The sequence below is a fragment of the Aeromonas sp. S16(2024) genome (genome assembly GCF_041403065.1).
Classification (GTDB): Bacteria; Pseudomonadota; Gammaproteobacteria; order Enterobacterales; family Aeromonadaceae; genus Aeromonas.
Genome location: NZ_JBGLQX010000044.1, coordinates 1 through 14,558, shown reverse-complemented (window position 1 = coordinate 14,558; position 14,558 = coordinate 1). Strand labels below are relative to the sequence as shown.

At 50.7% G+C, this 14,558-nt stretch carries 7 protein-coding genes and 2 pseudogenes; 7 read left to right on the top strand and 2 right to left on the bottom strand.

The features are described 5' to 3' along the window. The 7 genes and pseudogenes from ACB030_RS20080 to ACB030_RS20050 all read left to right on the top strand — a co-directional run. Window positions 1-1,333 (top strand): annotated as a pseudogene (locus tag ACB030_RS20080) (BREX system P-loop protein BrxC); the annotation flags it as partial. 175 nt (window positions 1,334-1,508) lie between these two features. Then, window positions 1,509-4,958: an Eco57I restriction-modification methylase domain-containing protein gene (locus tag ACB030_RS20075; protein ID WP_270809143.1), complete on the top strand. Its 3,450-nt coding sequence runs from the start codon at window positions 1,509-1,511 to the stop codon at window positions 4,956-4,958. Next, window positions 4,955-6,748, top strand: a complete 1,794-nt coding sequence (locus ACB030_RS20070; protein ID WP_270809142.1) for a DUF262 domain-containing HNH endonuclease family protein — start codon at window positions 4,955-4,957, stop codon at window positions 6,746-6,748. The genes ACB030_RS20075 and ACB030_RS20070 overlap by 4 nt, the downstream gene beginning before the upstream one ends. Before the next feature lie 69 nt (window positions 6,749-6,817). Continuing rightward, window positions 6,818-8,098 (top strand): AAA family ATPase, encoded by a 1,281-nt coding sequence (locus tag ACB030_RS20065; protein ID WP_270809141.1) that lies wholly within the window; start codon window positions 6,818-6,820, stop codon window positions 8,096-8,098. Further along, entirely contained in the window at window positions 8,095-8,703 is a 609-nt protein-coding gene (locus ACB030_RS20060; RefSeq protein WP_182951582.1) for a hypothetical protein, read from the top strand. Before ACB030_RS20065 ends, ACB030_RS20060 begins: the two co-directional genes overlap by 4 nt. 32 nt (window positions 8,704-8,735) lie before the next feature. After that, complete coding sequence (pglZ, locus tag ACB030_RS20055; protein ID WP_270809140.1) at window positions 8,736-10,790, top strand: BREX-1 system phosphatase PglZ type B; 2,055 nt, start codon at window positions 8,736-8,738, stop codon at window positions 10,788-10,790. Window positions 10,791-10,833: 43 nt separating this feature from the next. Next, window positions 10,834-11,883 (top strand): hypothetical protein, encoded by a 1,050-nt coding sequence (locus tag ACB030_RS20050; protein WP_223938531.1) that lies wholly within the window; start codon window positions 10,834-10,836, stop codon window positions 11,881-11,883. Between the two features lie 23 nt (window positions 11,884-11,906). Here the strand turns inward: ACB030_RS20050 and ACB030_RS20045 are convergent, their stop codons facing one another. Then, window positions 11,907-13,763 carry a DEAD/DEAH box helicase family protein gene (locus tag ACB030_RS20045; protein WP_069785637.1) on the bottom strand — a complete coding sequence of 619 codons (1,857 nt, stop codon included), beginning with the start codon at window positions 13,761-13,763 and terminating at the stop codon, window positions 11,907-11,909. A gap of 17 nt (window positions 13,764-13,780) precedes the next feature. Continuing rightward, a pseudogene (locus tag ACB030_RS20040) lies at window positions 13,781-14,558 on the bottom strand (glutathione synthase); the annotation flags it as partial.

The window sequence follows — 14,558 nt, the reverse complement described above, 5'->3', positions numbered from 1 at the left end:
CGCTGAGATGGAAGGGATGATGTGGCTGCGCCTCTCTGGTGGCAGTGAAGTGGGAGGCGATACCTTGGTGGCGCAACTGCAAGCTGGGGCCGAAACGGCCTGCGTGCGCCTCTATCGCAACTTCGATATGGCAGATCACAAGGAGTGGGCCAAGGTCTACACCCGTGCCAGCCAGGGGGATGCCGATGCGCTAGAGGCGATTGGCCACCAGGGTGAGGCACAAAACCACCCGGTTTGCCGTGAGATCAGAAAATTTATCGGGGTGATGAAAACCGGCAGCGAAGTGCGTGAACACTTTGGTAAAGCCCCTTACGGCTGGTCCCGTGATGCTATCGATGGCGCACTCTTTGCCATGTTGGCAGCTGGCGTACTTAAAGCCAGCGATGCCAAATTCAATGCCACTGATGCGCGCAGCCTGGAACGTGCTCAGGTCGGCCCGACTCAGTTCCGTCCCGAAACGGCCACCATCAGCAAGGTGCAGTTAATTAAGGTGCGCAGCCTGATCAATAGCTTGGGGGTGAGTTGTAACGCCGGGGAAGAGAGCAGCAAGCTTGCCGACGCATTACAACAGGCCAAGGCGCTGGCTCGCCGTCTGGGGGGCGAGGCACCCTTGCCACTGCCCCCCTCAACCCAGCAACTCGATGAGCTATTGGTGCTCTCGGGCAATGATCAACTGCTCGCCGCGTTTGAAGGCAAAGAGGCGCTGCAAGCCGAATTCGAGAGCTGGAAAGCGCAGCTTGAGCTGGTGGCCGAACGCAAAGAGCAGTGGGACAACCTGCAAGGTCTGCTGCCCTACTGCCGTGAACTGGCGGTGTTTACTGAGCTCAATCAAGAGTGCGAGGCGCTGTGTGCCGGTCGTACCCTGCTGCAAAGCCCTTCCCCGGTGCAGCCGCTACTCAACAAAGCCATAAACGCGTTGCGTAATGCCATCATGGCGCATTGTGACCGCTATGAGCGGGAGTACCAGGCCTGCTACCGCGAACTCGACAGTGACCCAAGTTGGGCCAAGCTCACCGGCGATCAGCAGAGCCAACTGCTCATCAAGCATGGCATAGCCAAGTTGCCAGCACTCAAACTGGGTAGCTTGCAAGAGGTGCAACAGAGCCTGGATAACTGCTCCTGGCAGGGGTGGAACGATCGCATTGCCGCCTTGCCTTCTTACTTTGCCAAGGCACTCAATGATGCAGTGACGCAGCTTAAACCCAAGGTCCGCCATATCTCGCTGCCAAAGCCCCTGATTGAATCAGAACAAGATCTGAAAGCCTGGCTGGCCCAGGTAGAAGAGCAGGTTCGCAGCGAACTGACCCAAGGTAACCCGGTGCGCGTCAGCTAGTGAGCAACGTAAACCCAAGAGAGCCAATACAGAGCGCAGCGGCACGTTGGCCGCTGCGCTGTTTAACCTAATATCCGCATTCTATTTAAGGGCCCAGATTCAGGCCCAGTCAGGCAAAGAGAGGGGGCGAGTCGCCCCTATCTAGCCTGACCGACAAAAGGCATATGACAACACCATGAGACAAGCCCTGGATAAGACCCTCAGAAACCAGCTGGAAAGCACCGTCCTTGCCGCCCGTGAGGTAGTTGAAACCGCCTGCCGGGAAGAGATTGAGCGCTTAGGGGTGGCTGATGCCACTGTGCCCGCCTTTCTGAACGACGGACAGCGCAAGCTGCGTAACCGCCTGCGGGCCCACGCTCGCCAACTGGGCGACCCGCTTCACGATAATGGCAAGCAAGAGACCGCTCACCTGTTGGCCGAGATGGCCTACGAGCAGTGGCACCGCATGCTGTTTGCCCGTTTTCTCGAGCAAAACAACCTGTTGATGTATGACGCTTATACCCCGGTCACCCTGGATGAGTGCGCAGAGCTGTTAGAAGAAGAGCCCGACTGCGCCAGTGCCTGGGAGCTAGCAGGGCGCTTGGCAGCCAAGATGTTGCCCCAGGTGTTTAGGGTGGATTCCCCCGTGCTGGCGGTGCGCCTGCCCATCAACCATCAACGTACCCTCGAAGGGTTAATCATGGCCCTGTCTCCGGCAGTCTTTGCGGCACAAGACAGCCTGGGTTGGTGCTATCAGTTCTGGCAGAGCAAGCGCAAGGACGAGGTCAACAAGTCCGGCGTGCCCATCGGGGCTGATGAACTGAGCCCGGTCACTCAGCTCTTTACCGAACCCTATATGGTCTCGTTCCTCTTGGATAACGCCCTGGGTGCCTGGTGGGCCAAACGTCGTCTCACCGATGATCATCTGCGCCATGCCAGCGATGAGCAGGAGCTCCGCGAGCGAGCCGCAATCCCGGGCCTGCCCCTCTCTTACCTGCGCTTTGTTAAAGTGATGGATACCCAGGGCGAGTGCTGGCAACCGGCCGGTGGTTGTTACGACGCCTGGCCTGAAGATATCAGCGAGCTTAAAACCCTCGACCCTTGCTGCGGCTCCGGTCACTTTCTGGTGGCGCTCTTTTTGATGCTGGTGCCGATGCGCATGCACCTGGAAGGATGTGATGCCAATACCGCCATCGAGCGGGTGATCACGCAAAACCTGCATGGCTTGGAGCTGGATGGCCGCTGTATCGAGATCGCCGCCTTTGCCCTGGCGCTCGAAGCCTGGCGTTTCCCCGATGCCGGTGGTTATCGGCCACTGCCTCCCTTGCAGCTCGCCTGCTCTGGGCAAGATGTGCTGGCCGCCAGCGATGAGTGGCAGCAGCTTGCCAAACAAAATCCGGAGCTTGAGCCGGCCCTTGCTTGGTTGATGCGCCAGTTTAGCGATGCCCCAGTGCTCGGCAGCCTGATCGATATTAAGCGCGCACCCTATGAGGGTAAGGCGCAGGGTGCCCCGGCCCCCTGGCAGCAACTGCTCGATGCCCAAGCGCAGAATGCGGCAGAGAGCAACGAAGAGAGTCAGGATGTCAGCGTAGCGGCTCAAGGCTTGGCCCTGGCAGCTAAGCTGCTGGCGGGGAGCTACCATCTGGTGGCCACCAATGTCCCCTACTTGGGGCGCGGTAAGCAGTGTGCCGAACTGCAGGATTTTTGTGAGAACTACTACCCGGAAGCGAAAGCCGATCTGGCCACCGTATTTTTAGAGCGCTGCCTCGATTTTAATCCCCAGGGCGGCAGCTCAACTATTGTTTTACCGCAGAACTGGCTATTTCTGACCAGCTATAAAAAGTTCCGTGAAAAGCTATTAACCGGGCAAACCTGGAATCTAATTGCCCGTCTTGGCCCACGGGCTTTTGAAACTATTTCCGGTGAGGTAGTGCAGGCGATATTAATTACCCTAAGCAAAGGTGTGGCGCCTAAAGAAGCGTTACTGCGTGGGGTGGATGTAGCAGAATTAAAAACAGCGCTGGAGAAAGAAAGGAAAATAAGATTCGATAATTTAAAGTCTGTAATGCAATCACGTCAATTAAAAAATCCAGATGCAAGAATTGCATTTGAAGAAATGGATGTTTCTTCATTACTGACAGGTCATGCAATCTCTGTTCAAGGCTTAGCTACTAGTGATGATCCGCAGTTTACCTGCTTTTATTGGGAGCAAACGCCAGGAAATATTAAATGGGTAGGTTTACGCGGAACAACATCTGACACTAAATTATTTAGTGGTTACCAAAGACTGCTTTTATGGGAGGATGGCAGCGGAAAATATTTTAGGCATGCGATGGCCTTAAAAGAGGTAGGAAGACTTGGTGGGTGGAAATCAGGTACAGAGGCAAGAGGAAAAAAAGGGATTATTATATCTCAAATGAATAAAATACCTGTATCTATTTATGGCGGTGAATTTTATGATCACAACGCATGCGTTGTTGTACCCAATGTTGATGGTCAAATATCTGCACTATGGTGCTATTTATCTAGTAAAAAGTTCTATGATGAAGTCAGACTAATTGATCAATCACTCAAACCGTCAAACAATACATTTTTAGCGGTTCCCTTTGATGAACACTTTTGGACTCAGGAAGCAGCTGAAACTTACCCCCAAGGTTTACCCAAACCGCATACCAATGATCCCACCCAGTGGATCTTCCATGGTCACCCCAGTGCCTCAGCGATTTGGGATGAGGCCACTAAATGGACCAAAGAGGGGCCGGTGCGCTTTGATGAGACCGTGCTGCAGGTGGCGGTAGCTCGCCTGCTGGGCTATCAGTGGCCTGCTGAGCTGGACGAGGCAATGGAGCTGGCCGATGAGCAACGTCAGCTGGTCGATGAGGTGGCCAAGCTGAACGCCTTTGCCGATGAAGATGGCATCGTCTGCCTCCCTGCCGTGCGCGGTGAAGCCCCGGCACATACCCGGTTGGAAAAATTGTTGGTGGCGGCCTATGAGGATGACTGGAAGGCTGGTGCCCTGGATAAACTGCTCGACGCCGTCGGCAGCAAGAGTCTGGAGCTTTGGCTGCGCGATAAGTTCTTCGAGCAGCACTGCAAGCTGTTCCAACATAGACCCTTTATTTGGCATATCTGGGATGGTCTCAAAGATGGCTTCTCCGCCTTGGTCAACTACCACAAGCTAGATCGTTCAGGGCTGGAGCGCCTGATCTACACCTATCTGGGGGATTGGATCCGCATCCAGGAGCAGGGCGTTAAAGAGCAGCGCGATGGCGCAGAGGAGCGCCTGACCGCCGCCAAAAACCTGCAACAGCGCCTCGAGGCCATCTTGGTCGGTGAAAAGGGGCTCGATATCTTTGTGCGCTGGAAGCACCTGGCCTCGCAACCCATCGGTTGGGAGCCGGATCTCAATGATGGTGTGCGCCTCAATATCCGCCCCTTCCTCAAAGTGGCCGATGTCGGCAAAAAAGGCGCCGGTATCCTGCGCTTTAAGCCCAATATCAACTGGAACAAGGATCGCGGTAACGACGTCGCCTCCGCCCCTTGGTACACGCTGGGCCTGCAATATGGTGAAAAAGAGGGAGCGCGCATTAACGATCACCACTTGTCGCTCGCCGAGAAAAAACACGCGCGGGAGCAGCAGGCATGATTAAGTCGGTCCACAACTATCCAGTTTCTACCTTACTCGATATCGAAGCGGGGGTGGTGTATGCCATCCCTCGTTATCAGCGCGAATATACCTGGGGAAAATGGCAATGGGATGCCTTGTTTGATGACCTGTTAGAGAATGATCTGCACTACTTTCTGGGGTCGATCATCTGTATCAATCAGAGTACAGATGCATTGTCGGTACAGCAGCTTGAGTTGGTTGACGGTCAGCAGCGAATGACAACCCTATCGATCCTCTTGGCTGCCATTTATTCTGTGTTCTCTGCACAACCTAATTTAACAATCGAAAGGCAGATTGAGCTTTATAATCTCAAGCATAAGTTAGTGCTTAAAAAAAATGCTGAACAGCCTAGATTAGTTCCACAAGTGCAAAATGATAATCAGCAGGATTATCTGCTGGTATTGGGCATGGCAGGTATCTTGTCTGATGTAGAAGCTAGACCTAATGCTGGTAAACGCCGAGTCGTTAAAGCCTATCGTCATTTTATTGGGCGAATAGAGCTTTACCTTTCAGAACAACAAGATCCAACTAATGCTCTAAATGAATTGTTGGAGAAAGTAAATTCGGCATCGCTAGTCAAAATCGAAGTGGGCAGCCACTCTGATGCTTATACCCTGTTTGAGTCTTTGAACAATCGCGGTGTACCGTTAACAGCTATCGATTTGATAAAAAATAAGTTGCTGGCAAGACTTGAGCAACTTGATGCGGGCCAGATTGATAAACACTTTAATAGTTGGACCCAGGTGATCGCAGCGTTGGGCGAGGATTATGCAATTCAGGAGCGATTCTTCCGGCACTACTACAATGGATTTCGTGCTGACTTAAAAGAGATTATTCCTGTTCCTGTTGCGACGAAGTCCAATCTCATTCAAATCTACGAAAAAATCATCAATCATGATGCATCGGATTTCTTGGCCAAAATGAAGCGGCATTCTGCGCTTTATGCTCAGCTGATAGGTCATCATTCTTTGCCGGATGCTCCTCGTCTCGAACAGTTACTACAACAGTTAGATCGAGTGCAGGCTGCACCCTCGTATTTGCTTCTGCTGTTCCTTTTTTCTTGTCGTGACAGAATGGCTCTGACAAATGACCATCTAGAACGAGTAGTTTCTCTACTAATTGCTTTCTTTGTAAGACGCAACACCACCGATTACCCTGCGACTCGTGATTTGACTCGCATCTTTATGGAGCTCACGGATACGATTCGCACATTCCAAGCTGATCAGGTTTTCCAATGTGTGGCGCGAACACTTCGAGCTCTAAGCGCCAGTGATGAGCAATTTAAGGCTGCACTTGCTGGTAACCTGTATGAAGAAAATGCTGGTGTTTGCCGCTTTATCCTTTGTGCGTTGGAAGAGCAGCACATGACTAAGGAGTCAATGGTCGATCTGTGGGCAATGGATGGCAAACAGTATGTATGGACTATTGAGCATATTTTCCCGCAAGGGGAGAACATCCCCGATGCGTGGGTAGAAATGATAGCTGAGGGCAATAGGGATTTAGCTGAACAGCATCGTCAGCAATATGTTCATCAATTGGGTAACCTCACGATTTCGGGTTACAACAGCACACTGGGCAACAAGAGTTTTTTGGAAAAACGAGATCGAACTAATCGCCAGGGGCGTCCAGTCGGATATGGTAATGGTTTGTTTTTGAATGAATCTCTGGCGCACGCAGAGACGTGGACTGTATTGGATATCGCAGCCCGTACAGAACGGATGGTAGAGTTAGCTTTTGCTGCATTTCCTCTACCAGAAGGAAATGAATAACATGCTCGACAGACTGCTCCTTGCATTTAGGTGCACATTGATTCGGCGAAAGATCGTGAAGAGGACTCCATGATCCACACCTTAAGTACAGATAATGTTGGACCTTCCGCTCAGATGTCGTTGACCTTTGGTCAGCGGCTTAATCTGCTGACTGGCGACAATGGGCTAGGCAAGAGCTTTCTGCTGGATATCGTCTGGTGGTCGTTGACTCGTAAATGGCCTGCCGAAATTAACGCCAAGCTTACCGCAGGCAAAAAGGCGTTGCCTGCGGCTGAAGGGGAAGCGCGCATCAGTTTCTCGTTTACTGGCAAGAGCAAAGTGGAGCAGTACGACAGCAGCTATGTGCGGCGTGAGCAGAGCTGGACCGGCCGCCCCGGGCGGCCTGCCAACCCAGGGTTGGTGCTCTATGCCATGGCTGACGGGAGTTTCGCGCTGTGGGATCCGCATCGTAACTACTGGCGCACCCAGGGAGAGCTCGATATTCAAGAGCGTCTGCCCGCTTATGTTCTCAGCCCTAGCGAGGTATGGGATGGCCTGGCCAGTAGTGATGGCACTTGGTTGTGTAATGGCCTTATTCGCGATCTGGCCAGCTGGCAAAAAGAGAAAGGGGCGGCATTTAAACACCTGAAAGCGGTACTTAAGGCGCTCTCCCCTTCTCCTGATGAGCTCCTGACCCTGGGAGAGCTAACCCGGATCAGCCTGGATGATGCGCGGGATATCCCGACCATCCGCATGCCGTACCACAAAGATGTTCCGGTGGTGCATGCCTCATCAGGGATGCGGCGTATCTTAGCCCTGGCCTATCTGTTGGTGTGGGCCTGGCAAGAGCATCAGCAGGCGGCCAAGCAACTGGGGGAACCGGTGACCCCCCAGATCACCTTTTTGATCGACGAGATTGAATCTCACCTGCACCCCAGCTGGCAGCGCAGCATAGTGCCCACCTTGCTCGGCGTCATGGGGTTGCTTGATAAACAGGCCAAGGTGCAGTTGATCACCGCGACCCATTCCCCCTTGGTGATGGCCTCGGTCGAGCCGCTGTTTGATGCCAGCCGAGATGCCTGGTTTGATCTGGATTTGGCCCAAGGCGAGGTGAAGCTCACCCGGCGAGCTTTTGAGAAGCAGGGGGATGTCACCAGTTGGCTAACCAGTGACGCCTTTGACTTACCCAGTGGGCGACCCAAAGAGTACGAACAGTTGATCAAGCAGGCTTCGGCGCTCTTGGGGCAAGCGGCTCCAGATCCCCAGGCGCTCGCTACCATGTATCAGAAATTGCTGCTCGCGTTAAAGCCGACCGATGAGTTTCTGTTTCGCTGGCGTGCCATCTGCGATAAGAAGGGCTGGCCGTTATGATCCCGGTGCAATTGCAACCTGAGCCTGCCGATTTTGATGCCAGAGTGCGCCAGCCGGGGCGCGATTGGTTAGCCACTCATGGCATAGCGCTCAATGCCCCACCGCCGGATGCATCCAAGTTGCCCAACTATTGGACACACTCTAACAAGCAGTTGTGGGATACCTACAATGGTGTTTGCGCCTATCTGGCAATCTATTTTGAGTGGGTGATTGGCGCGGCCTCAACTGACCACTTTGTGGCCAAATCACAGAATGCCGGTGATGCCTATGAGTGGGATAACTACCGTCTAAGCGCCCTTGGGCCGAACCGCAATAAGAATAAGTTTGATGATGTGCTAGACCCCATCGGGTTGGCCCCTGAGACCTTTATCATCAACTTTGCCAATGGCGAGATTGCGGTCAACCATTCGCGCTATCCTGCCGGAACCGTTCATGCAGCGGATGCTGCGGCAACTATTACCCGTCTCAAGCTCGATAGCCCGGAGCATAATCAGATGCGCGCCCGGCATTATGACAACTACTTGAAAAATGACTGTTCGCTCGCTTTTTTACAACGCCACTCTCCCTTTGTTCATGGCGAGCTGATCCGCCAAGGGTTGGCTTAAGCCTTAAGACGCGAAACAGAATCGAGAATTACATGCAAGTTATCGACTATCTGGTTACTCAATTGCGCGACAGCGCGCGTTATAACTCTCAGGTGCAGGTACCGCCCGCAGTGGTGCTCTGGACCGATGAAACCCGGCAGTGGCAAGCAGCCATGCCGATTATTAAGCGCTATCTACCCGAGCTACTCGAGCTGGGGGAGTATCGACCCACCGAGCGCACCGGTCCCGCAATTTGGCTAAAGTGCATGATTGCAGGTACTGTCGCAGGCACTACGCCAGAGCAATCCCTACCTACTGATACCATCCCGATCCTCTATCTGCCCGGCGTCAGTCGCAAAGATTTGCGAGCCATCGACCAATGCTCGCTTGCCTTGCAGCCTCTTGCCGAGTTGCAATATCGCGGCTGCTGGTGGGCCTATAACACTGCCGGTCGGGATTGGAGCGTGGGCTCTTTTTTAAGTAATCCCAAAGTGGGGTTGCAGCTTGATGTCGCTAAAGATGGTAAAACCCAGCAAGCGTTGCTAGAGGTGTTGCCTGATCTGCTTGAAGCCCAGGCCGCTAGTTTGCAGGGCAAACGGTTAGAAACTAGCGATCTCTATGCGTTGGCGGGGGGCGACCCAATCCGCAATATGCTGGCTTGGCTCAATGAGCCTGAAGCCATCCAAAAGGAGTGGCAGCAGAGCAACCGCTGGCAGCACTTCTGTGGGCAGAGCCAAGATGCGCTTGGTATTGACCCTGCCAACGCTGAGATCTCCACGTTGTTACCGCTGCTGTGCGATGCACAGGGACCCTGGCAAGCGGTGTGGGAGCGTTTTAGCGACACAGCCGCACACCACTCTTCATTGATTAAGGCACTGCATCAGGTGCAGCCCAGCGAATTGCTCTCTGAGCCAGCCCGCTACCCCTTTTGCAATGAGCATGAAGAGCAACGGCTGGCGCAGACGCTCACCACCTTGGTTAACGAGGAGGTAGCAACCATTCGTACCCACCTGGCGTCGCTTAACGTTGAGCATGCAGCCCGCCGTGAGTGGTTGTGGGCTGGGCTCGGGCTCTCACCCTGGGCGATGTTGCTTGATCCGTTAAGCCAGCTGAGTGAACTGACACGACAGCCACTGGGGGGGCCGGATATCGAGACCATGGCCAGCTATTACCAGGAGAAGGTATGGCAGACCGATGATCTTGCCCTGCAGGTGATTGCCTTGGCGAGCGATAGCGCCATGGAGCAGGTAGCCGCCGCGCTGCTTGGCAAGCTCTATACCCCTTGGTTGGAGGCAGTGACCTTGCACTTCCAGAACTTGGTGAAAAGCCAGGGTTATCCGGGTGGCCAGGGAGTGCAAGAGCCTGTTGGAGCATACCAGGGGGCCAGTACCGTACTCTTTTTTGTCGATGGGTTGCGTCTTGATATGGGCCATCGTCTTATGCATCTTTTGGCGCAGGCTAACCTTCATGCCAGCTTGAAAACCCGCTGGAGCGCACTCCCTAGTCTGACGGCGACAGCGAAAGCGGCAGTGACCCCCCTTAGCCCTTTATTAACCGGGGATCTGGAAAGCGACAAATTTGTCCCGCAATTTGCCGAAAGTGGTGCTGATTTCTCGAGCCATCATTTCAAGAAAGGGCTAGCCCAAGCGGGTTGGCAATATCTGGAAGGGCACGACTGTGGTGAGCCAGAACAAGGTAAGGCTTGGGTGCAATGTGGTGACCTGGATAATCTTGGGCACGAGCGTCAGCAGAGCCTGCCGAGATTTATCGATCATGCCTTAAAGGGGGTGGTTGAGCGGATTGTGAGTCTGTTGGATGCCGGTTGGACCAGAGTACATGTGGTGACCGACCATGGCTGGTTATGGAGCCCAGAGAAGCTACCTAAAGCAGAGCTGACCAAACACATGACAGAACTGCGCACGCCACGCTGCGCCATTTTGAAAGGTAATGGCCAGAGTGACTACCTGCAATGCCCCTGGCATTGGAACCCCGCCGTGCGAGTAGTGATGGCCCCCGGGATCAGTTTGTTCCAGGCGGGGGATTACTATAATCACGGCGGTGTGAGTCTGCAGGAGTGCTTAACGCCAGAGTTGATGGTTTCAAGGTAGCAAGGGTATAGGTGGGAGTTGTTGGTACAACTCCCTGTTTGAAATGGCAAAGAAAAAAGTAGGTAAAAAAGTAGCACCTATCGTCCAGCGTCGTGGTGGCGTTGAGTCGAGAAGTATCTGGAATATTGCTGCCGCTGTGAGCCAGGATCAGTTGTCCTATCATGCACATGATGAGGCACTGCCTTTTATTATATCACCAGCGAGCGGATGGCCCTACTCAAGGGCTGGATCGTCTACTGACTTGGAGGGTTATATTCGAATTTACCATCATCGAGATTATCTATTTAGGAAGTTAAATACGACTCCGATAGTTGGTAATGTTAATATTAAGCCTCCAAAAAAGAACAAGAACAAACGAAAAATATTAACTTTGTCACATATAGAAGGACCATCATCATTTATATCCCCAGCGTCAGCTATAGATAACTTACTCATCGAGATAGCAGAGCTGAATCAACTTCATGATTACAATGAGAGACAAAGTATAGCATCTTCTCTTTCTATATCGCTTTTGAATGATTGGCCTTATTCAAGAGGAGCAGCTCAATCTGAGCTTGATGAGTATATTAGAGTCTACCATCATCGAGATTATTTATTCAAAAAGTTAAACACGACCCCGATAACACGGCGTGCTGAAAACAAAAAATTCAAAAATAAAAGTTCTGGACGTGAGATTTTAACTCTGCGTAAAGTGGGGGATGTGGCACAATTTTCGTGGCCCACGACCGCTATACTCACGTCAAATCACAGTTTGACGGAGATTAACTGGCCTAAGATTGGCATCCTACAAGCGGTTGGGTATAGAGTCGGCGATAAAGGGTTGTTTAAAAATGAACGACAAAAGATTTTAAACGAAGTATATAAAAACCAATTGCCATTGGTCGAAAGCCAGTCCTATATGGATGAATGGGGTTTTCCTAAATCATCGCAAAGGCTATATAAAATCGCATATACTATTGCTGCTCTGGTCAGAAATGCAAAAAGAAAAACAAAGGCCGATATGCGATGTGCAATAAGTGAGTGGGAAAGTGATCTCTCTTGGTTAAGAGATAAGTACTATGTTGATATGATGTGGGATTGGCCATCTACTTAAAATAAATGGCCAACTGTATGAAGTCATTTTTTGAAAATGGAGTGACTTTTAATCCTTGTCGATGACATGTTGGTTTCATCAGTTGACGATGCCAGCGCCACACCCCGCTTAAATAAAACGATGATGGTGTCATCGTAGTCAATATCTAGTGCAGCAGATAATTCAATAAGGTCATCTTCATCCATGGTGCGTTTATAGGCACTCTGTTGCCGTGATAAGTTATACACACTGAAAATTGTCGCCATAAACCGCTTGCTATCTGTACTCTCACCACCACCAGGATTAACGATCTGGTTAAATAATAGTGGCTCACCCTGATCAAGTTTTCTAATAAATGATAAAGTTCGTTCTTTGGCACAACTCTCGGTAAAGTCATTGTAAGTGGCACCATTGACCCATTGTGCCTTTATCCAGTTTTGATGTTCCCCTCGCAAAGCCCGGCCACTTTTTATAAAAGGCCCACCATCTTTAAGATACTCTTCTCGAATAAGCCTAATCGCTTCTAATTCATCACTATCGAGATTGTATTTGCTGAACTCTGGTTCTGTTTCATGCAATTTTACTGGGACTATGCGATATCGCTCAGTTAAATAGATAAACTGGTCCGGCTGGATAGCGTTTTTTACGGAATTCTCTACACTACTGCTAATGGTGAGACCACGGTCAAAACCAGCGACATCATAGCGCTCGCAGATATATTCAAACTGTGCTTGTAAGGCTGCAAAGTCACAGTGTTCAGATTGAGACTCAAGATGATCCAGTAATTCACTGTAAGCCCCGATAGCATCAAGATTAGTATAATGAATTGCCTTTATGTTGTCATGGTAGCCACATGCTCTGCCAATATTTGCTTGGACGATCGCGGCGATATTGGAGATGGTACTATCCCAGCTGTTGATCAGCTCATCTTTCATTTTCGAGCCAAAATTAATCCCTGCCCGAAAACCTGCCACGGTAATTGCAATCAGCTTGTCATCAAAGAGGCTGGCTGTATCATAAGCGTATTTGAAATCTTGAATCGAGCTAATTTCATGTTCTTCGACACCAGCTAGCTTTTGGCCAATGATAAAAATCTGGTCCTCTGCAATTCCTTGCTCGAGCAGTATGGCCTTCACTGAAGCAGCTGCACCACTTTGTACCCTAACTAGACTCCAACCAGGGCCTTGATATTCAAGGAATTGTCTAATGAATCGTCTTCGTAATAACGAGTCTTGGCAAAAATCGCGCTGTGTTGGATCAAGTTTCACGATCTGGTGATGCTTGTGCATGCTCCGAATACCGTGGTACTCGGAGCTTGTTTTGTGAAATACCAGTTGAGTGTGGTACTGATGTTTTAGAATTGAATCAGCGCCAGCGGCATAGAGAGCGCTAAAAGGTGTTGCAGAGATAAACGCAATCTTACAATCGCTATTTTCACTATCAAGGTAATTGAATACATCGCTGTAGCGAATGCTATCTTGATGAGTGCCGTAATGGCACTCATCAATGATGATCAATCGTGGCTGTTGATGCTTAAACTCGGATGCCAGGGTAAGCCTGAAATTCGTGAAATTACTCACGACCATGTTGGGGCATGCAGCGAAGTCAGATTTGGCTTGTTCTAACAAAGCAAGGTCAGCCATCGTGACCAAGTACAAGGTATCTTTTAACTTGCGACGATCACATAAGTCACTGTCAGATAATGAATTCCGCTGCAGGCAACTGAGTGCCAAGGCAATGCCGGATTTTCCTGATTGCATCTCTGCTGCAATAACGACCGCTCTTGAGCCATTTTCAAAATGACTAAAAGCTCGCTGCGCCGCATTTATCTGATGTGAAAAAGTATGACCAGATAGTACTGATGCAACTTTTTCTCTATGCCGTGTAGCCTGATTGTTCATGTGACTGTTTAACTCGCTTAAGCGTTGCGCTGTTGCTCAGAAAATTGCGACTCATCATGGATGATTGTTTCATTTTCTGGCAGTTCATTGGCGGCTGCTTTCATACGGCTTGCCTCGGCATTATATTCACCACGTTTATAGAGAACGAACATGGTGTCATCATGCTCGATACCAAAATGATCACACATTTCATGAACATCATCTTCAGTCATGACCCATTTTTTGACATTGTTTCGCCGAGACATGTTATAAATACTGAATATAGTGGCAGTGACAAGTTTTTGCTCTGTATATTCACCAGAGCCAGGCATAACAATGGTATTGAATTCTATAGGCTCTTGCTGATCTACTTTGTGTGTAAAATTTAGGGTCCGTTCTTTCATCGTTCCCTCTTTACGTGCTTTCTCCTTGTTATCATAGGAATCGCCATTGACCCAATGAGCCTTTACCCAATTTTTCTTGGCACCACGCATGGCACGAGAAGACTTTACAGAAGGACCTGAATCTCTGAGTAGCTCTTCACGTAGCAGTGCTATGGCTTGTATGATTAATTTATCCTTTGTGTGTTGTGTAAAGTCGTAATCCGGATCAAGCAGCTTGGCTGGCACGGCAACGTAGCTATCGGTCATGTATGTTTCAACATCACCTATGGGGCGACGCCGCTTGTTTTTGACGGTTAATCCTACATCCAAACCATTGACATTAAACTCTTGGCATACATCTTCAAAAAATTCTTTGAGACCATCAAAATCAGAGGCGGCGTGTTCACTGGTATTTTTATCAAGGTAATCCAGG

Coding starts and splice junctions, on each gene's coding strand:
- ACB030_RS20050 (WP_223938531.1), top strand. CDS start 10,834: ATGGCAAAGAAAAAAGTAGGTAAAAAAGTAGCACCTATCGTCCAGCGT.
- ACB030_RS20065 (WP_270809141.1), top strand. CDS start 6,818: ATGATCCACACCTTAAGTACAGATAATGTTGGACCTTCCGCTCAGATG.
- ACB030_RS20060 (WP_182951582.1), top strand. CDS start 8,095: ATGATCCCGGTGCAATTGCAACCTGAGCCTGCCGATTTTGATGCCAGA.
- ACB030_RS20070 (WP_270809142.1), top strand. CDS start 4,955: ATGATTAAGTCGGTCCACAACTATCCAGTTTCTACCTTACTCGATATC.
- ACB030_RS20045 (WP_069785637.1), bottom strand. CDS start 13,763: ATGAACAATCAGGCTACACGGCATAGAGAAAAAGTTGCATCAGTACTA.
- pglZ (WP_270809140.1), top strand. CDS start 8,736: ATGCAAGTTATCGACTATCTGGTTACTCAATTGCGCGACAGCGCGCGT.
- ACB030_RS20075 (WP_270809143.1), top strand. CDS start 1,509: ATGAGACAAGCCCTGGATAAGACCCTCAGAAACCAGCTGGAAAGCACC.